At 39.6% G+C, this 19,684-nt stretch carries 14 protein-coding genes; 9 read left to right on the top strand and 5 right to left on the bottom strand.

Annotated elements, in window-relative coordinates; genetic code table 11:
- Positions 1-94 precede the first annotated feature (94 nt).
- Positions 95-2,026, bottom strand: a complete 1,932-nt coding sequence (locus M595_RS14895) for a two-partner secretion domain-containing protein (protein ID WP_052001782.1) — start codon at positions 2,024-2,026, stop codon at positions 95-97.
- Between the two features lie 73 nt (positions 2,027-2,099).
- The gene (locus M595_RS14890) at positions 2,100-2,864 is read right to left on the bottom strand and encodes a fasciclin domain-containing protein (protein WP_023067168.1); all 765 of its coding nucleotides are present in this window, start codon (positions 2,862-2,864) and stop codon (positions 2,100-2,102) included.
- A 48-nt stretch (positions 2,865-2,912) separates the two neighbouring features.
- Here M595_RS14890 and M595_RS14885 point away from each other — a divergent pair, with 48 nt between their 5' ends.
- The gene (locus M595_RS14885; protein WP_040484150.1) at positions 2,913-5,411 is read left to right on the top strand and encodes a CHAT domain-containing protein; all 2,499 of its coding nucleotides are present in this window, start codon (positions 2,913-2,915) and stop codon (positions 5,409-5,411) included.
- Positions 5,412-5,434: 23 nt separating this feature from the next.
- Here M595_RS14885 and purU read toward each other — a convergent pair whose 3' ends face one another.
- The 3 genes from purU to M595_RS14870 all read right to left on the bottom strand — a co-directional run bounded on the left by purU (position 5,435) and on the right by M595_RS14870 (position 11,547).
- The gene (gene purU, locus M595_RS14880) at positions 5,435-6,289 is read right to left on the bottom strand and encodes a formyltetrahydrofolate deformylase (protein WP_023067155.1); all 855 of its coding nucleotides are present in this window, start codon (positions 6,287-6,289) and stop codon (positions 5,435-5,437) included.
- A 243-nt stretch (positions 6,290-6,532) separates the two neighbouring features.
- On the bottom strand, positions 6,533-9,706 hold the full coding sequence (locus tag M595_RS14875; RefSeq protein WP_023067124.1) for an efflux RND transporter permease subunit: 3,174 nt from the start codon (positions 9,704-9,706) through the stop codon (positions 6,533-6,535).
- Between the two features lie 26 nt (positions 9,707-9,732).
- The gene (locus M595_RS14870; RefSeq protein ID WP_023067156.1) at positions 9,733-11,547 is read right to left on the bottom strand and encodes an efflux RND transporter periplasmic adaptor subunit; all 1,815 of its coding nucleotides are present in this window, start codon (positions 11,545-11,547) and stop codon (positions 9,733-9,735) included.
- A 595-nt stretch (positions 11,548-12,142) separates the two neighbouring features.
- Between M595_RS14870 and M595_RS14865 the strand changes: the two genes are divergently transcribed.
- The 8 genes from M595_RS14865 to M595_RS14830 all read left to right on the top strand — a co-directional run.
- Positions 12,143-12,997, top strand: coding sequence for an Npun_R2479 family HD domain-containing metalloprotein (locus M595_RS14865; RefSeq protein WP_023067149.1), 855 nt, complete (start codon positions 12,143-12,145; stop codon positions 12,995-12,997).
- Between the two features lie 53 nt (positions 12,998-13,050).
- Positions 13,051-14,184 (top strand): AI-2E family transporter, encoded by a 1,134-nt coding sequence (locus M595_RS14860; protein WP_052001780.1) that lies wholly within the window; start codon positions 13,051-13,053, stop codon positions 14,182-14,184.
- Positions 14,185-14,243: 59 nt separating this feature from the next.
- Entirely contained in the window at positions 14,244-15,311 is a 1,068-nt protein-coding gene (locus M595_RS14855; RefSeq protein ID WP_023067129.1) for an ABC transporter permease, read from the top strand.
- Positions 15,312-15,435: 124 nt separating this feature from the next.
- Complete coding sequence (locus M595_RS14850; RefSeq protein ID WP_023067169.1) at positions 15,436-15,696, top strand: histidine kinase dimerization/phospho-acceptor domain-containing protein; 261 nt, start codon at positions 15,436-15,438, stop codon at positions 15,694-15,696.
- 109 nt (positions 15,697-15,805) lie between these two features.
- Positions 15,806-16,504 (top strand): potassium channel family protein, encoded by a 699-nt coding sequence (locus M595_RS14845; protein ID WP_023067160.1) that lies wholly within the window; start codon positions 15,806-15,808, stop codon positions 16,502-16,504.
- Between the two features lie 138 nt (positions 16,505-16,642).
- Entirely contained in the window at positions 16,643-18,538 is a 1,896-nt protein-coding gene (locus M595_RS14840; RefSeq protein ID WP_023067158.1) for an alpha-amylase family glycosyl hydrolase, read from the top strand.
- A 190-nt stretch (positions 18,539-18,728) separates the two neighbouring features.
- Positions 18,729-18,995 (top strand): hypothetical protein, encoded by a 267-nt coding sequence (locus tag M595_RS14835; protein WP_023067152.1) that lies wholly within the window; start codon positions 18,729-18,731, stop codon positions 18,993-18,995.
- The coding region (locus tag M595_RS14830) for an alpha/beta hydrolase (RefSeq protein ID WP_152983580.1) at positions 18,977-19,684 on the top strand (708 nt) is incomplete at its 3' end. The genes M595_RS14835 and M595_RS14830, both read left to right, overlap by 19 nt.

Below are 19,684 nucleotides of genomic sequence, written 5' to 3'. Positions count from 1 at the left end.
GTCCAGCAATACGCTCATTGTTTGCACCTGATCCTTGAACTCGACTGTCAATAGTTCCTTCTAAAATTGATAATGAATTAGCTTGAATCCTAATTTATTGACCACTCCCAACTGCACCGTTATTGACTCGGGAAAAAATACCACTTAACTGAGGAATATTAACCCCATTATCAAAAGTTTTGGCAATTTCAACTGTATCCTCAACTTCAATATTAATATATCCAGTATCACCAACTCCAAAAGTATCTGCACTCAATTGTCCGCCATTTGTTAAAGTTAATGATCGCGCTTGAATGTCAATATTTCCCCCAGTTCCAACTCCTTTTTCTGCAACTTGACTAAAAACTCCGCTAGATTTTGGGGCGGTATCTGGGCTAATTTCCTCAACCCCATCAACCCCATCAATTCTAATTTGATCGCGAACGTTAAGGGTTATATTACCTGCTTTTGAGGGTTGAGTTGAATTCCCACCCGAAGTATTCGCTTCAATTCTCGACCCATTACTTAGTGAAAGAAATGCTGCTCGAATGTTAATATCTCCGCTATTTCCGAGAACTCCATTACCAGCCGTTGTAAAGATATAACCTCGGTTGAGATTAACAATCGCCTGTTCTGCATTAATCGTAATATTTCCAGCATTTCCAGGACGTTCTTCTTCACTTTTGAATGCTCGACTATCGAGATTTGAAGCTTGACTCAGTGATAAAGAATGACCTGTAATTGTAATTGTAATATCACCGGAATAACCCTGTCCAGAATTTCCAGTATTCAGTTCTGAACCATTACGAAGAATCAGAGAATCAGCAATAATTTCAATTACCCCACTATCACCTGAAACATTATTCCCCACATTCGTATTAATAAAACTGCGATCTAATGTAACAGCTTCAGCAACTTCTATAGAAATTGCACCTGCATTTCCCTGTGCAGCTATCCGTTGGTTATTCTCTCCCGAACCTCTCACACGACTATCAAGTGCAGCACCCTCGCTCATGCTTAAATTGTTAGCTTTAATCAGAATTTGACCGCTATTTCCAATTCCTCCAGGTTCAACAATATTAGAAAGTTTACTATTACTAATCGTAACAGATTCTGTGGCATTAAGTTGAATATTTACGGGTGTTAAACCTGCTATACTTTGATTGCTTGTATCAATACCTGCTCTTAAGGCTGGGTCACTATTATAAATTAATAGATTGCGAGCAAAAATATTAATATTTCCCTGTCCATCTCCAATCACTTCAAGGGTAGAATTCTCACTAATTACAACATTAGATCGTTGAATATTGGCGGGGATATTTAAGCGATTTTGTTCGATTTCAACAACTCCTTCACTTACACTTCCAAGTTCTACTCGACCATTTTGCGCTCTTAATAGTCCGCCATTGATGTTAATGTTTCCTCCAACTAATGCTAAACTTTGACTCTCTTTAACACCGAGTTGAGCTTGATCGACCTGAAGATTAGCGGGATTATTTCTTAACTGTAAACCAATGGGAATATTAATCGTTAATAATGGCGGAATCTGAGGATTAATCGCGTTAAATTCAGTCCCATTGTTAAATAAAATACTATCTGCTGAAGATGCAAAAAATGAACCGCCTACATCTAACCGTGCATTCGGCCCAAAATAAATTCCATTCGGATTAATCAAAAATAAATTTGCCGTGCCTTCTACTCCTAATGTACCGAGAATGTTAGAAATATTATCGACTGTTACCCGAGTTAAAATATTTTCAATTCCGGCGGGATTCGCAAAATAAACTCGCCCATTTTCAGAAATATTAAACTCTCTAAAACTGTGAAATAAATTGCCTCCCCGTGATGCACCGCCCTCTATTCTATCGCCGGAACTGCCATTAATATTAACATTTTGTCTAATAACAGAACGTTCTGATCCCAGTGTATTATCGGGTATAATTTGAGCGGTTGCGGGACTATTTAACAGTAAGCTTCCGCCAAACAATAGACTCGCTAAGGGGAAAAAGGGGTAAGAATGCGATCGCTGAACCTGTTTCATCTCCATAGATTAACTATTTAGCTGTGGGCTACACTATACCTCAACCCGATTTAAAATCCGGATTTCTTATCTTTTCTTATCAAAATGTTGATGGAGTTTGAGTTGTTGAGTTCTCAATGTCTAGCTTAGGTATAAATAAAACCTGATCGACAGGAACAATTAAGCCATTTCGAGTTTGAATAAATTCATCTTTTTTTGCAGTAGCTTCATTCAGCTCAACCTTTCCATCTGAGTTAACTTGAACCCGTATTTTAGTTCCAGTTAGGGTTTGAATTTCACCCCGTTCTATATCTGTTGCTTGAATTTGTTGAATAACAAAATGATTTTTAATCAGCTCAATCAGTTGACTCCTATTTTCAGGCAAAATTAAGCGATCATAGAATTCTGATGCTAGGTGATTAAATGCTTCTTCTGTGGGTGCAAATAACACTAAAAATCCCGGTTTTTCGAGTTCAAAATTGAGATCAGCCAGTTCTAAAATTGAAAGGAGAGTTTGAAATTGATCATCATTTTCGAGGGTTTTAATGATGTCACTAGGACTAGAACGGCGAGGAGTTCCTCGAACGACAGTAGGAGCAAAAGGGTTATCATTATAATTTTCGGATGTCATGCTGTTGGAATTCTCGATTGTTTTAGCATCAGGCAAATTTTCAGGAACATCCGTGTTGGGTAAACCTCGGTTGGTCTCCGAATTTTTCTCCGAACTGTTTTTAGAGCGATCAGAAGTTTGTTCAGAGTCTGACTGTGCTAAAATATTAGTGGTTATTCCTAAAATAAAACTCACCATTATTGCTAAAGTTACCCATTGTTTGAATTTTTTTTCAAGCTTAAAATAAATCATCATTTTTATTTATTTATCTCAAATTTATATGAAAAACAAAGGAGGCTGACTATGAGCTTCAGGCTTTTTTACTTCATGGTGGCAATAGCAACCCTAGTATTAGTTTGCTCTATAAATGCTAGAGCAGTTGATCCGGGTCTCTTGATTGTATCAAAAGTTGAACAGATTGCCCAGATTGACACAACTAAAGACCCAAAAACGCGAGCGATGGAACTTTATCAACAAGGCACGCAACTCTTAAACTCAGGTCAATTTCAAGCGGCTTTAGATACTTTTGAGGAAGTTTTAAAAACAGTTCAAGATTTAAGTGATCGTAATGCTCGTTTAGGTCAAGCCGGAACGCTTAACCAAATTGCTTATGCTTACTATCATTTAGGGAACTACGAAAAAGCTCTAGATTCTTATAAACAAGCATTAAATATTTACACTCAAGAGGAAAAATGGCAAGAGCAAGGAGCTATATTAACCAATATGGGAGCGCTTTATGGTGATATTGGAGAGTATCAAAAAGCATTAGAATCTCATCAACAAGCTCTCGTCTTTGCTCAACAAGTTAACGATATCAAAAGGCAAGGTGAAATTATTAATAATATGGGGGCAATTTATCAAAATTTGAATCAAAATCAACAAGCTTTAGAATTTTATCAACAAGCCTTAGAGATTCTTCAACAAGTAGGAGATAAAGGTTGGCAAGGAGCAATTTTAAATAATCTGGGTTTAATTTATGCCAACTTAGAACAGTATCAAAAGGCAATAGATTCTTATCAAAAAGCTCTGAATTTAGCTGAAAAAGATGGGGATCGTGTCGCTCAAGGTCGGATTTTTAATAATCTGGGTTTAGTGCGAAGTAAAGTTGGTGATATTCCGGCTGCATTACAGTCTTTACAAAAGGCGTTAGTGATTCGTCAGGAGTTAAAAGATTTACCCGGAGAACGTACAACTTACAATGATATTGGTACTGTTTATCGGAATTTAGAGGAGTATAAAATTGCTCTCCAAAATTATAACAAAGCCTTAAAAATTTCCCGTCAAATTAATGCTCGTCCCCAAGAAGGAGAAACGCTGAGTAATATAGGCTTAACTCTGTTAAAATTAGGTCAAGAAGCCGCAGCAGCAGATCAATTATTTAAAGCAGTAAAAATTTGGGAATCTTTGCATCCTGGACTCAATGATGAAAATAAAGTTTCATTGATGGATAGCCAAGCAGATACCTATCGTTGGCTACAGCAAGCATTAATCGCTCAAAATAAAATTGAAGCGGCTTTAGAAGTTTCAGAACGAGGGCGTGCAAGAGCATTTGCACAGTTATTAGCATCACGATTTAATGAATCTGATTTGTCGTCCTCACCACTGAAATTTAAACAAATTCAACAAATCGCTCAACAACAAAATTCTACTCTTGTTGAATACTCAATTGTAATTGAAGGTAAACTGCTTTATATTTGGGTAATTCAGCCGGACGGTGAGCTAAAATTTCGCTCTGTTGATCTGAGTTCATTACAAAGTATTTCGCCTGAGACTGGCAATCATCGACAAGTGATTAATCGAGGGAATGAGATTGAAGAACAGGATAATTTTGTCCATAAAAATATTGCCCAACTGGATCAACAGATTGTCAATAAAGCCGCAGTCAATTCTCAACCTGTGGCTAATATTGTTCGTTATAAAGATCCATTTTTATTAAGAAGATATAAGTTTCTCATTAAACCCATTGCTGATTTACTCCCCACAAATCCCGATCATCATGTTATTTTTATTCCTCATCAAGAGTTCTTCTTAGTTCCTTTTGCTGCCTTACAAGATGAACAAGGCACTTATCTAATTGAAAAGCATACCATTTTAATTTCACCTTCAATTCAAGTGTTAGATTTAACCTACAAACATCAACAACATTTAGCCAAAGAAAATCAACTCAAAACTCTTATAATTGGCAATCCAAAAATGCCAAGTATTGCCTCTCGACTCGGTGAAAAACCTCAAGCTTTAAGTTCTCTCCCAGGAACAGAACGAGAAGCATTAGCAATTGCTAAAATGCTAAAAACTGAACCGATGATTGGTGAGATTGCCACAGAAGATATAGTCGTTAAAAAAATGCTTCAAGCTCGTATTATTCACATGGCTACACATGGTTTACTCAATGAATTAAAACATTTAGGATTAGAAATACCGGGAGCATTAGCTCTAACGCCCACTTTGAAAGATGATGGTTTACTCACCTCTGATGAAATTTTTAATTTGAAACTCAAAGCCGAATTAGTGGTTTTAAGTGCTTGTAATACAGGGCGAGGTAAAATCACTGAAGATGGAGTAATTGGTTTGTCTCGTTCATTTATTTCCGCAGGTGTTCCGAGTGTTATCGTTTCTTTGTGGTATATTCCTGACAATCCTTCTGCGGACTTAATGATTGAGTTTTATCGTCAGATGCAAACAACAAATGATAAAGCCTCTGCCTTGCGTCAAGCGATGATTAAAACCATAGAAAAACATCCTAAACCTCTTGAATGGGCAGGATTTATTTTTATGGGACAATCGGGATTTGAATCGAATTAAATTATTTTAGTTTGACTTGAATTTTACTCAAAAACGACAGTTCGATTGTTATAAACTAATACGCGATTTTGTAAATGTAGTCTAACTGCTCTTGCTAACACTAATCGTTCTAAATCTTTTCCTTTACGAATCAAATCTGTGATCGCATCTCGATGACTCACTCGGACAACATCTTGCTCAATGATCGGGCCTTCATCTAAATCTTCAGTCACATAATGAGCGGTTGCCCCAATAATTTTAACGCCTCTTGTGTAAGCGCGTTGATAGGGATTTGCACCTGGAAATGCAGGTAAAAATGAGTGATGAATGTTAATAATATTTGAAAATTGTGCGACAAAACTTGAACTCAAAATTTGCATATATTTTGCTAAAACAACCAGATCAATTTGATATTGTTTTAAGATCTCTAACTGTTGGATTTCTTGTTCTTTTTTATGACTTTTAGTGATAGGAATATGATAAAAATCAATCCCAAATTGTTCAGCTAAAGACTTTAAATCAGTATGATTGCTAATAATTACCGGAATTTCTACAGCCATTTCTTTGGCTTGCCATCGCCATAATAAATCCAATAAACAATGATCTTGTTTCGTGATCCAAATTGCAATTCGAGGAATTTTATCAGAAAAATGCAATTGCCAATTAGCCGCTAACGGTTTAGCAATTGCCCCAAATGCGGGGTTAATCACTTCTCGCGGTAAGTTAAATCCTTCTAATTGCCATTCTATACGAGTTAGAAAGACTCCTGATGTAAAATCTGTATGTTGATCGGCGTGAATAATATTTCCACCATTAGAATAAATAAAATTCGCAATTTTTGCCACTAATCCCTGTTGATCGGGACAAGATAATAATATTGTTGCGGTCGGTGAATTCATGTTAATAGACAAAAATATAGATAATGATCAATTATCTATGATTTTCACCCCTGAATCAATAGAAAAAATAAATTAGATTCAATCTAACTTGATTTGTACCCCATTCCAAACTTAAGCGTCTTGAGTATGGGTGATTTTAAAGTATTTAAGAAAATACTAATCCGTAGACTTTTGACTTAGAATCAATAATTTTTTTAAGCTTTAGTTTATTATTGATTCGTTCAACTCTAGTCCTAATTCTCATTAATCTATACTCGGAAGTTTGGCTTTTGAGTTTTTTGACTTAGAAGACCGTTTAGCTTTCCGTTTTTTGCCTGTAAATAGATTCTGAAGTCGATGTTGAAAGCCGTCAACGTAGGTAAACCAAACCGGAACAACAACCAAAGTTAACAGTGTAGAAGTTGTCATTCCGCCAATCACTGCGATCGCCATCGGACTACGAGTTTGAGAACCTGCGCCTAATTCTAACGCGATCGGAATCATTCCCGCAATTGTCGAAAGTGTGGTCATCAAAATTGGACGGAAACGAGAAACTCCGGCTTCAATTACCGCATAAAATTGAGGCTTTCCTTCTCGTTCATTGGCTAGCGAACAGTCTACCAACAAAATCGCGTTTTTCGTCACCAAACCCATTAATAAAACGATCCCAATTAAAGCAAATAACCCCAACTCTTTCTGCGTCAATAACAACCCTAAAAACGCCCCGCCAATGGATAACGGTAACGCCATTAAAATCGAAAAGGGAAGTAAAAAATTGTTGTACAATAGTACCAAAATCGCATAAATTCCCAACACCGCCAAACCCAACGCACTTAAAAATCGAGTGAAGATATCAATCATAATTTTGGCATCTCCATCGGACTTTTCTTCGACATCAGGCGGAAGCGGATTCATTGCAGGTAACGCTTGAACTTTCGCCAACGCATCGCCTAAAGACATCCCTTGTAAATTTGCTTCTACTGACACTTGACGCGCCCGATCAAAGCGATCAATTGTTGCAGGCCCGCTGCCAATTGTCAGTTCAGCAACAGCAGATAAGGGGACTAAATCACCCGTTTGACTGGGAATTTGTAGGTTACGAATGACATCAAAATTGTTTCTAAATTCATCTGCTAATTGAACTCGAATTGGAATTTGACGGTCGGCCAAATCAAACTTTGCTAAATTAGATTCATTATCGCCTAAGGTTGCAAGTCTTGCAGTCCGGGCGATTGATTGCACAGAAACACCCAAATCTCCCGCCCTTTCGGGATCGGGTTTAATCAGAATTTCTGGTTTAACTAAACTCGCACTAGAAGTCACTTCTACTAAACCCGAAATCTCCCGCATTTGACGTTCTAAATCATTCGCCACCTGAGTCAAAGCTTGAGGATTTTCACTCGTTAAAACAATTGACAGATCTTTGCCGCCACCACCCGCACCTTCAGCCATAAAACTAATTCTCGCGCCGGGAACTTGTTCAAACTTTAGGCGCATTTCCTGTTCAAATTCTTCTTGAGAAACCGGTCGTTCATCTCGGGGCTTAAGATTAACATAAATCGTTCCTTTATTGACTCCCGCATCGCTATTACCGCCGCTACCGACTATGGCTAATATATTGGTAACCGCCGGATTTTCTCCAATTAACGCTGTTGTTTGTTGGGCGGTTTTGTCGAGTTCCTGCAACGTAGAACCTGGTGGAAGTTCAATCGATACTGTACTTAAACCTGTATCCCCATTATCAAATAATCCCTTGGGAATCATCGGAACCAACTGCAAGCTACCGATAAAAAATGCAACGGCAACTGCTAACGTTAACACCTTATTTCGCAACGAGAAACGCAATAAATTCCGATAAGGATGAATCCGATTTTGAGTCAATTGATATTCAGAAACCGTTAACTCTTTTTGCTTTTTCGGCTTTAATAATCTCGCCCCCAACATCGGAGTTACGGTACAAGCAACCAAGGTGGAAAACATCGTTGAAACCGCAACAGTTACCCCAAAAGGTTGAAAGAATTGACCCGGAACACCCCCCATAAAGGCAACAGGTATAAACACAGCGACAATGGTTGCAGTTGTGGCGACCACCGCTAACCCAATTTCTGCCGAAGCATCGAGGGCGGCTTGAAAGGGTGTTTTACCCATTTCAACGTGTTGGTCGATATTTTCCATCATACAGATCGCATCATCAACCAAGTTTCCCATTGCCAATGCTAATGCTAATAACGTCATACTATTGAGGGTATATCCCAATAGTTTCATTACCATAAAAGTGGGTAAAATTGACAAGGGTAAAGCAATCGCTGTAATTAATGTAGGTCGCCAATTCCGCAAAAATACACCGACGACAATCACGGTTAAAACCGACCCCAAAACTAACGCATCAACTGAGGCTCGATAGGAGTCTCGAATTGAGTCAGCATCCGTTAAAATCAGTTCTAAATTGATATCCTCGGGTAAAGTTTTCTTTAACTCAGCAACGGCTTCGCGAACCCCTTCTTCAACGGTAACTAACGTGCTACCCGTACTTCTAAAGACGGAAAAGGTAACAACAGGTTCACCAATTTCTTGAGAATCTGAATTCGGATAATTTTCGACCTCAAAATAACGGGCAAGCTGACGAACTTCCCCAAACCCATCAACCACATTCGCGAGACTTGAAAGGGGAATTGAACCGCCAGACGGAAGCACAATCGGATAATCTCTTAAGGCTTCAACTGTTTTGGCACTTCCTAACGTGCGAATACTCTTTTCTGTGCCGCCAAATTGCGATCGCCCTCCGGGTAAATTAATATTAAAAGCCCGAATTTGATCGTTAACTTGTGTTGCCGTAATTCCTAAACTTTGGAGTCGATCTGGGTTTAACTCAATCCGAATTTCGCGATCGACGCCTCCATCCCGTTGAATTTGCGCCACACCGGGAACATTGAGTAATTCTCGGCTAATGGTTCGATCCACTAAATCACTCAATTCTTCAACGGATCTTTGAGGAGATGTCACCGCATAAGTCATTACAATTCCCCCCGCAAACCGCAACCGTTGGACAACCGGATCGTTAATATCTAGGGGTAAATCTTGACGAATTTGGGCGATCGCATTTCGCACATCATTGGTGGCGCGATCGCTATCTGTTCCTAAAATAAAACTAACGGTTGTTGTCGAAACTCCATCTTGAACAGTCGAGGTTAAACGGTCAATATTTCCTAAACTCGCAACCGAATCTTCGACTTTTTTGGTCACTTGAGTTTCTAATTCTGTAGGCCCAGCACCGGGTTGAGTGACGGTAATAGTTACAGCCGGAATATCAACATTAGGAGTGTCATCAATTCCCAACTGCGGAAAAGACATTAACCCAACTAAGGTTAGGATTAAAAATAAAACTAAAGTGGGAACAGGTCTTTTAATTGACCAAGCCGATAAACTAAATTGAGACATTTTTAAATAATCAGGAGTAAGTGAATCTAAAATCGACTCAGTTCAGGACTAACCACGTTAACTGAATCACCATCTTTGAGATAGGCAGCGCCGGAAACCACAACCTGATCACCCAGATTTAAACCGCTTTTAATTTCCACTTTGGCCAGAGTTAAATCTCCCCCAAAATTACCGCGAATTTCACCGACTTGAATCGGAGTTGCTTCTACGGTTTCATTTTCGGTTAACCGATAAACCATTGAACTCCCATCGGCTTGGGGAACAACAGCTTGAGCTGGAATTTTTAACCCTTGAGTGCTGCTGGAGGCGATCGCTGCCCTTAAAAACATTCCCGGACGCAAGAAAGACCCCGAAATTGCACCGAGAGGCGGGAGGTCAATTTTAACCGTTGCTTTACGACTTTCTGGGTCAATTAACGGCGCAATTTCTCGCACAGTTCCCTGGACTTTTAACTTAGAGTCGGCATCAGAAGTGATTGTGACAGGCGATCCGATTTTGACTTGAGAAAGTTGAGTTTCGGGGACTTTGGCGTGGAGTTCTAACTGATTTTCGGCAATAATTGTAAAGAGTTCTTTGGTGCCGTTGGTGACATCCCCAATTCGGGCGACTCGGTTGGCAATCACACCGGTTGCTGGGGCGCGAACAGTGGTATCTTCTAACTGGGCTTCGTAGTAGCGAACTTGTGCCTGGGCTTCACGAACTTCGGCTTGAGCCACTGCTATTTCTTCGGGGCGAGTTCCATTGGTTAACTCATTCAAATTACTGCGAACTTCTGCAACTTCGGCAGTCGCTGCGGCAATTTCCTCAAGACGGGCGCCATTTTGCAACTGTCGCAGGGCTTGGCGTTCCATGTCAACGGTTGCTTCCAAGCGATCAACCTGACTTCGCTGACCTTGTTCTAGCTGTTGAATGCGTCTTTGGGCCTCATCGACTAATGCCCGGAGTCGGCGTTCATTTTGTAAGTATTCCTCTAGACTATCTTCGGAAACTGCCCCCTGATCTTTTAACTTCTGATAACGGTTCACCCGTTCGCTGGCCAGTTGCAGATCGGCTTTGTTGGCTTCGAGTCTGGCTTCGGCTTGGGCAATTTCATCTTGCAAACTCCCCGAACGTGCATCGGCGAGTCTGGCTTCGGCTTCATTGAGTTTAGCTTGAGCAACGCCAATTTCCTCCGGACGGGTTCCGGCTTCGAGTTCGGCTAACTGGGCTAATGCCCGATCTAACTTGGCCTGGGCGGCGGCAATTTGTTCGGGACGGCTACCGGTTTGTAGCTTACTGAGGTTCGCTTGGGTTCGGGCCAACCCCGCTTCGGCTTGATCGATTTGCGATCGCAGAATTGAATTATCTAAAACCGCTAGAACTTCCCCGGCTTCGACGAGATCTCCTTCGTCGGCGAGAACCTTTTGAATTTGCAGCCCACTGGCTTGTGGAAGGATAGGTAAGAGATCATAGGCTTCGACGGTTCCCGTGACCTCTAACTGGCGGGTAACGGTGGCTAACTCGACAGGGGCGACGGTGACGGTTTGCCCCGAAGCTGGACTGGTGGAAACTTCAACGACTGGGTTTTCAGGGTTGGTGGGTTCTAGGGTTTGAGTTTTGGGGTTAACATAGAAGTGCATGACCGCTATTGTTCCCAGGATACCGAGTCCTAAACCGGATATCATCCCTCCCCATCGGCCTGAATTGGGGTTAGAGGTCGGAGTCTGATCTTCGTCTTTGAGTTCGCTTTCATTGCCTATGGGTTGATTCTTCTGCCCGTTCTCATCCTCAACAGAGGGTGATTCTCTCTGGGACGGGAGATCTTGATCGTTAAGTTTAGACATGATATCTTGATAAGCCACTAGGGGTTCCTCCAGGTCAGGGTTTTATATTTGTGTAAATATATGTATAGCATTACGGATTTTTCTTAATATTCTTAATTGTAGCGTGTTGTTACCGTCGCCGATCATTCTCAAATCTATAAACTGAAACGGCTATCTATCAAGTCTTTGAGTTGATGTTATCAGAATTGAGATGAGATTAATTTTATGTAAAGTTATAAAAAGTTAAATTAAAATTGTAATCACTTGAGATTCTACTGATCGCCGAGATTATTCCTTGGAGACTCAACAGGAGAAAGTTTAACAGTTTTAGGGAATGATTCTCAATCAAAACGATCCTCATCGGGTCTTCTATCGTCTAATTTAGAAATAGCCACTTGTCCGATCAGATACGTTATACTCGGTCTTCTTTCCGGATGAGTTGCCTCTACAACCAGGGTGTAACTTGATCGGAGGCATCGCCAGATCAGGGCGGCTAACAGTTGACAATTCACCGTTGATCAGGGTCAGTATTCAATCACTGTTTGTATTTCCGAAATTGTTTTGATGGGCTGTAACGCCGCTGATCAATCTCGCTAACCCTTATACAACCGACTGCAAAAAGTCAATACCTCGTATGTTTTTCAACGCAACTGAATTATTGATTGATACCTTTGTTCGACAAATTCGAGAGGGCTATCGCCGCACCTATGGAGGCTATAAGTCCGACTACGAAGATATTGTGGGTTGGGCAGGTAATATGGCCTTAGAAAATATTGCCAATAGTGATGCTTTGTACCACGATGTTGAACATACTATCCTCGTCACTCTGGTCGGTCAGGAAATCCTACGCGGTAGACATATCCGAGAAGGGGGTGTTTCCTGTGAAGACTGGCTACATTTTTTGATCTCGCTGGTTTGTCACGATATTGGTTATGTTAAGGGGGTTTGTCGGCAAGATCGAGAAGGATTGTATGCCACCGGACACAATGGGGATATGGTGAATTTACCGGAAGGATGCACTGATGCTAGTTTAACCCCTTATCATGTAGATCGAGCTAAACTCTTTATTGATGAACGGTTTGGAGGTCACAAACTGATTGATGCACAAGTGATCAAGCGCAATATCGAGCTAACCCGCTTTCCGATCCCCAAAGAATCTGATCATCAAGATACCATTAATTATCCCGGTTTAGTACGAGGGGCTGATTTAATCGGTCAACTCAGCGATCCTCGCTACTTAAAAAAGGTGAGTGCTTTGTTTTATGAATTTGAGGAAACTCGCTTTAACGAAAAAGTGGGCTATAAAAGTCCAGGAGATTTACGGAAAAATTACCACAAATTTTACTGGAATGGCGTTTACCCTTATATTAAAGATGCCTTGCGTTATCTGAGCCTCACACAACAAGGAAAGCAGATCGTTGCCAACCTTTATTCTAATGTGTTTGTGGTCGAGCATGACGACATCGCTGAAGAAGTTGCTCAAGCTTAGAAACGGTCTGTATCTCAAGAATATTCTGATTAAAAACATTAGACTCTAGAATTATGAACAGAATGTTTTCCCCTGTTCAAAACTCTTTGATCACATGGGTGCTGGTTTTAGTGGCGAGTGGACTAACTATTAGTGCATTTGAGTATATCGGTGAACTGATTAGTATTTTAGTGACAGCGGGATTAATTGCTTTTATCCTCAATTATGCTGTCGCTAAATTACAACGATTAATTCCCCGAGGTTTAGCCGCAGCATTGGTTTATTTAGTCGCTGCTTTAGTCGTGATTGTGATTGCTTTAACGGTTGTTCCTCCTGTGATTATACAAGGACGACAACTGATTACCCGCTTACCGGAGTTGATCGAGTCTGGAAAACAACAGTTAGCTGAATTTCAAGCTTGGGGTTTAGAACGAAGTTTACCCATTGATGTGGGGATTTTACAACAAAAACTGCTCGTTAATTTACAAGGAAAAGCCGAAGCGATCGCCGCGACCAGTTTAGGATTAGTCGTTGGGACATTCAACTGGTTTATTGATTTTATTCTGATTCTGGTGATTGCCTTTTATATGTTACTTGATGGTGAACGGTTGTGGGATGGAATCACCAGTTTTTTATCGCCGAAAGTTCGCTATATTTTTACAGACTGTCTCGCCCGAAACCTGCAAGGATTTGTAGTCGGTCAGTTTATCCTGGGATTATTTATGGCGGTGAGTTTAACGATCTCTTTTTTCTTGCTGAAAGTTCCCTTCTTTCTATTATTTGCCGTATTTATTGGCCTTCTAGAAATCATTCCTTTTGTCGGGGCGACATTAGGAATTGGAACTGTGACTATTATTGTGGCTTTTATTGATTGGTGGTTAGCATTGCAAGTTCTGCTTGTGGCGATCATATTTCAGCAAATCAAAGATAATCTTGTTACCCCTCGAATTATGGGAAATATTACTGGACTTAGCCCGGTGATTATTTTCTCCTCTCTCCTACTTGGGGGTAGAATTGGGGGATTATTGGGTGTAATTCTCGCAATTCCATTAACAGGTGTGATCAAAAGTATTTTTGAAGTGATTCTCGATCCGAGTTCACCTCCCCAAACGGGTTCATTTTTTAAAAATCCTTTAGATGAAGTTGAAGGAGAAAATCGTCAGAGTCAGGAAACCGAAGAGCAATCCTCCCTGATTGTGAATAATTAGATCAATTATCGATTATAATTGTTGTTGAATTGTACTCTAAAACTAAACAAAAAAATAATATGAAATGGTGGCATCGGCTCAAGAAAAATCCCTTAGCTCGACTCGGAGCAATTATTTTAATTGTATTTTATCTCTGTGCAATTTTTGCAGATTTTGTCGCACCCTACAGTGCCTATGAGACTAAAATTGATGGGGCATTACTTCCACCCACGAGCATTTATTGGCAAAATCAACAGGGAGAATTTATTGGGCCGCACGTTTACCCGAATACTCAGGGGCCAGTCGAAATTGAAACCGGAAAACGTCAGTTAAGAGTGGATCGAGATAACCCTTGTCCGCTCCGGTTATTTGTCTCCGGAACTCCCTATAAACTTTGGGGAATTATTCCCGGAGATCGACATTTATTTGGAGTAATTGGAGAGTGTAAAATTCATATTCTGGGAACCGATGAACAAGCTCGCGATCAGTTTAGTCGCTTAATTTTTGGCAGTCAAATTAGTTTGAGTATTGGCTTTGTGGGAATTGCAATTTACTTCCCCATCGGTCTAATTTTGGGTGGAATTTCAGGTTACTTTGGAGGGTGGACTGATACGCTGATTATGCGTGTAGTAGAAGTCTTAATGACGATTCCTGGCATTTATTTGTTAGTAGCTCTAGCCGCTATATTACCTCCTGAACTGAGTAGCGCTCAACGCTATTTATTAATTGTTGTAATTATTTCTTTTATTAGTTGGGCGGGTTTAGCGAGGGTTATTCGTGGACAAGTTCTATCGATTAAAGAGCGGCAATTTGTACAAGCAACTCAAGCTATGGGTGCAAATCCGCTCTATATTATTTGGCGTCATATTCTGCCTCAAACCGCTACTTATGTGATTATCTCTGCAACATTAGCAATTCCCGGATTTATTGTGTCTGAGTCAGTTTTGAGTTTAATTGGCTTAGGCATTCAAGAACCCGATCCCTCTTGGGGGAATTTACTTTCATCAGCAACAAATGCTTCTATTTTAGTCTTACAACCCTGGCTGATTTTACCTCCTGCTCTACTGATTATTTTGACGGTACTGGCGTTTAATTTACTCGGCGATGGCCTACGAGATGCTCTTGACCCTCGGAGTTTACAACGATAGTCTGTTCTGTGAGTGCTGTTCAAAATCACCTTTTTTTATTCCGTATTTTCTCGGATGAAGTTAATTGGATTTGCGTTTATGATAGAGGAGTATAGACTGTTAGTGATAATGGATCAGCTTAACCATGAATACTTCCCAACTCAGTCCCAATCATCATCAATCTTTGATCACCGTCGTTAACCACGAACTGCGTACCCCTTTAACAACGATTTTACTTTCAGCCGAATTATTGAGTCGGTACAATAATACTTGGTCTGAGGAGAAAAAATTGGAGTATATTCAGCGAGTCCAAAAAGCCGCCAGTCAACTGACTCAACTGATTAACAGCGATGAGTTTGCCAATAAACTCAAAGATTATGCTGAACAGGTACAAGATTCTGTATAGTTTTCTGTATAGTTTTCTATATAATCCGAGAACAATAAATTTCTCTCCGTAAATTTACTGAGCAGTACAGTTGACTCCAAGTTGAACGCTGCTGTTTATCTCAGAATATATGAGATTCTTTCCTACCTTCTCTCAGAAAAATTTCTATCAAACCAAATATACTCGATTGTTGGGTGTTCTAATTTTCTTGTTGATTAGTTCTCCCTTTTTAGAAGATAGTGCATCGGGATCAGTCATTATCTCAATTACGTTTCTCTCTACTCTGCTCCTAATTATTAATACATTTAATCTCAATAAAGTAACTTTTTGGGTTTATGTATTGCTGGCATTTTTAGCTTTTATTTGTGAAATTATCGCTCAATATCATTTCATTCCAAGCTGGAGCGAAAGCTTAATTTTAATAAATCGAATTATTGATATTATTTTTATCAGTTTAGCTATTCTGGTGATTGGTAAACGAATTTTCTCCGACCAAAAAGTAGGAAACGATACCATTCGAGGGGGAATTTGTATCTATCTTTTGATTGGGATTTTATGGGCATTCTTTTATAATCTTCTCTTTTTATTAGATGGCGATTCTTTTTCAGAAGCAATTAACTTACAAGAAACCCAGAGTTTGAATATCTTCCTCTACTATAGTTTTACAACGTTAACAACATTAGGATATGGAGATATTGTCCCACAAAATCATAAAGGAATGATGTTTTCTAACTTAGAAGCACTGATCGGACAAATGTATTCAGCTATTATTTTAGCTCGATTAGTGGGTTTATATACGGCTGAAGAAATCAATAAAACTGATGATTAAACTCCAATTATAATTGAGAATATTGTTGAATTTACTAAAATTAAATAACTTTATTTTTTGAATCTCTGATCTAGATGCTGATCCGTCCAGAAACCGTTATAATCTTCAAGAATAAGTGCAATAATTCAAACAATCGCTATGGATCACACCAGTCAGCAGCTTCAAAAATCAATGCGGAGACTCCGAATTCCCTACAATGATGCACCAGACTACACCAGATCTCCCTTAGAAATAGCGCCCGAATTGCATCAACAAATGTTCGAGCGATTTTGTTTTCTTTATGGTGAAGAACAGGCAAAACTATTTATGCCTGAATTAGAAAGAATTTTGAAAGTTCATTATGCTCATAAACCTTCCGAACTCATCGAAGAAGAACAAGATTTTGACCCCAATAATCGCTTTACCGAATGGGATTTGATCTTGATTACTTACGGTGATTTACTCAAAGGAGATGGACAATCTCCACTCTCAACCTTAGCTCATTTTTTAAATCATTATTTGGGGTTAAGTATCAACACTCTCCATATTTTGCCGTTCTTTCCCTATTCTTCTGATCGCGGTTTTTCTGTCATAGATTTTGATAGCGTTGATCCCAACTTAGGATCATGGAAAGATATTGAGGAAATGGGAAACTATTATCAACTGATGTTTGATGGTGTTTTTAACCATGTTTCCTCCAAAAGTCCTTTATTTCAACGGATGCTTAATGGCAACCCCGACTACAAAGATTACTTTACAACTTATCATTCCCCCGATGAACTAACACCCGAAGAAAGGCGGATGATTGTTCGTCCTCGAACTTCCGATATTTTAACAGAATTTCAATCGATTAACGGCCAGATTTGGGTATGGACAACCTTTTCACCCGATCAAATTGACCTCAATTATAAAAATCCTAAAGTTCTGTTAGGGGTAATAGAAACTCTCCTACTTTATATTCGACGGGGAGCCAATTTAGTGCGCTTAGATGCGGTGACTTATCTTTGGGAAGAACCCGGAACCCCCTGCGCGAATTTAGAACAAACTCACCAAGTCATTAAACTCTTTCGTGATATTGTCAAAGCTGTCGCTCCAACTGTGGGATTAATTACCGAAACCAATGTACCTCACGAGCAAAATATTTCCTATTTTGGTCAGGGTGATGATGAGGCACAAATGGTTTATAATTTTGCCTTACCGCCTTTAGTGCTTTACACCTTTTATCGAGAAGATACAACCACTCTATCGAATTGGGCAAAAGAACTCAAATACTTGTCCAAAATGACGACATTTTTGAATATGCTAGATACCCATGATGGCGTAGGATTAATGGGAGTCAAGAGTATTTTACCTCAAGAAGAAATTAATTTTATTATCCAAAAAGCCAGAGAACATGGGGCATTTGTTTCCTACAAAAGCGGGGAACAGGGCGAAGAACCCTATGAAATTAATACAACTTGGTATAGCGCTCTCAACCTTGATAATAATGGAGAAGATATTAGTTTTCAAGTGAAACGTTTTGTGGCTTCTCGCAGTATTGCTTTAGTATTACGAGGGGTTCCGGGGATTTATTTTCATGGTTTAATTGGAACTCGCAATGATATTGATGCCGTGTTGCGAACTAAATCTAAACGAGATATTAACCGTCGAGTGATTGATGTTAACCGCTTAATTGAAGATGTACAGGATCGCAAATCCCGGCTTTCTCTTATTCTTAAAAAATTAGGACATTTACTCGATCTTCGGGTACGTTATACAGCTTTTCATCCCAATGGAGAACAAAAGATTTTGATGATTTCTCCCGAAGTCTTTGCTGTATTGCGAACCTCTCCAAAACAGGATCAATCTATCCTGACGTTAACCAATGTTGCGAACAAAATTTGTCAAGTTGAAATTCCTTTATCGGAACTTGAAGCAGCAGAAACTCACTGGTATGATCTTGTTGATCAACGGGGGTGGACGACAACAAACGATAAAATGGTAATCACTCTGCAACCCTATGATGTTAAATGGTTGATTCCGTTTGTACAACTTGAACGGAGTATCGAGTCTTAAGGGTAGGGCGAGGAGACAGATAGACAGAAAGAGGATAGGAAAATTGCAGATAAAAAATGCAAAATTTCCGGCAAATCACTGAAGATCAAAGAAAAAACTTTTTAGGCTTCAAAATATTCTTAATCTCAGAAGCCGATTTTAACGATCCTCTTTCTGATTTATCAGTCTTTTGATTTGGGAGAATACCATTATGTTTAAATTTATACCTCGACTGAACTCCCGATTACACAAACTTTTCTTTGCTCGTCAACCGAAGTTATCTCGCCTCAATTCCCGTTTAGTTGCACTGAATATAGGAATTGTTTCTAGCGTGTTAACTGCAATTCCTGCTTTAGGTGCAGAACAAATTACCATTTCTTATGGCCCTGCGGAATCCTCCGTTTCTATTGATAAATTCAACAGTTTGCAAAACAAGGTAAAGTTACTCCCATCTTGTCGTTGTATGGAACACTGCTGAAATTAAAAGATGGGCAGAAACTCAGAACAATTTTACAAACGCCTTTAGAAGCCAGTCCTTGGAGTGTGGGACAGTTTCTTGATACACCCACTGGAAGGGTTCTGTTGACTCGGATCGGAAAAGTGTTGAAAACAGACAAAAATGAGAATGGTTATGCAGCATTAAGAATAGCAATTGGTCAAGCCTCAGCTCATCCTGAAGGTTTAACGATTTTGCGTATTTTAGAAGAATTTCCCGGCGAAAGTATTCGAGTTGATTTAGATTTTAGTTTAGAACTCTTAGAAGATATTCTTCAGATTTTGGTTGAAGATGAGTTAGTTATTCAATCAGTTGAACAGCAAGCACAACAGGCTCAAATTAATGAAAACTATACTTTTAACTTACCCGATCCCAGAACACAAGGTTTAATTCCCTGGACAGAAGAAGAATTGACCTTTCGCAATCCTAATCGCGATCAGCCTTCACCTTTGAGACTTTATTTACCTCAAGTCAAAAAGTCTGTTCCTTTAATCGTTATTTCTCATGGTTTGGGTTCCGATCCTCAAACGTTTAGTTATATTGCTGAACATTTAGCCTCTCATGGTTTTGCAGTCGCAGTTCCGGAACATATTGATACCAGTGCTAACACATTTGCTCGATTTTTTGAAGGGTTTGAACGTCCTCCTAATCCTTCTGTATTTGCCAATCGA

Origin of the sequence: Lyngbya aestuarii BL J (assembly GCF_000478195.2) — a bacterium.
GTDB lineage: Bacteria > Cyanobacteriota > Cyanobacteriia > Cyanobacteriales > Microcoleaceae > Capilliphycus > Capilliphycus aestuarii.
This window is presented reverse-complemented; position numbering and strand designations above follow the sequence as displayed.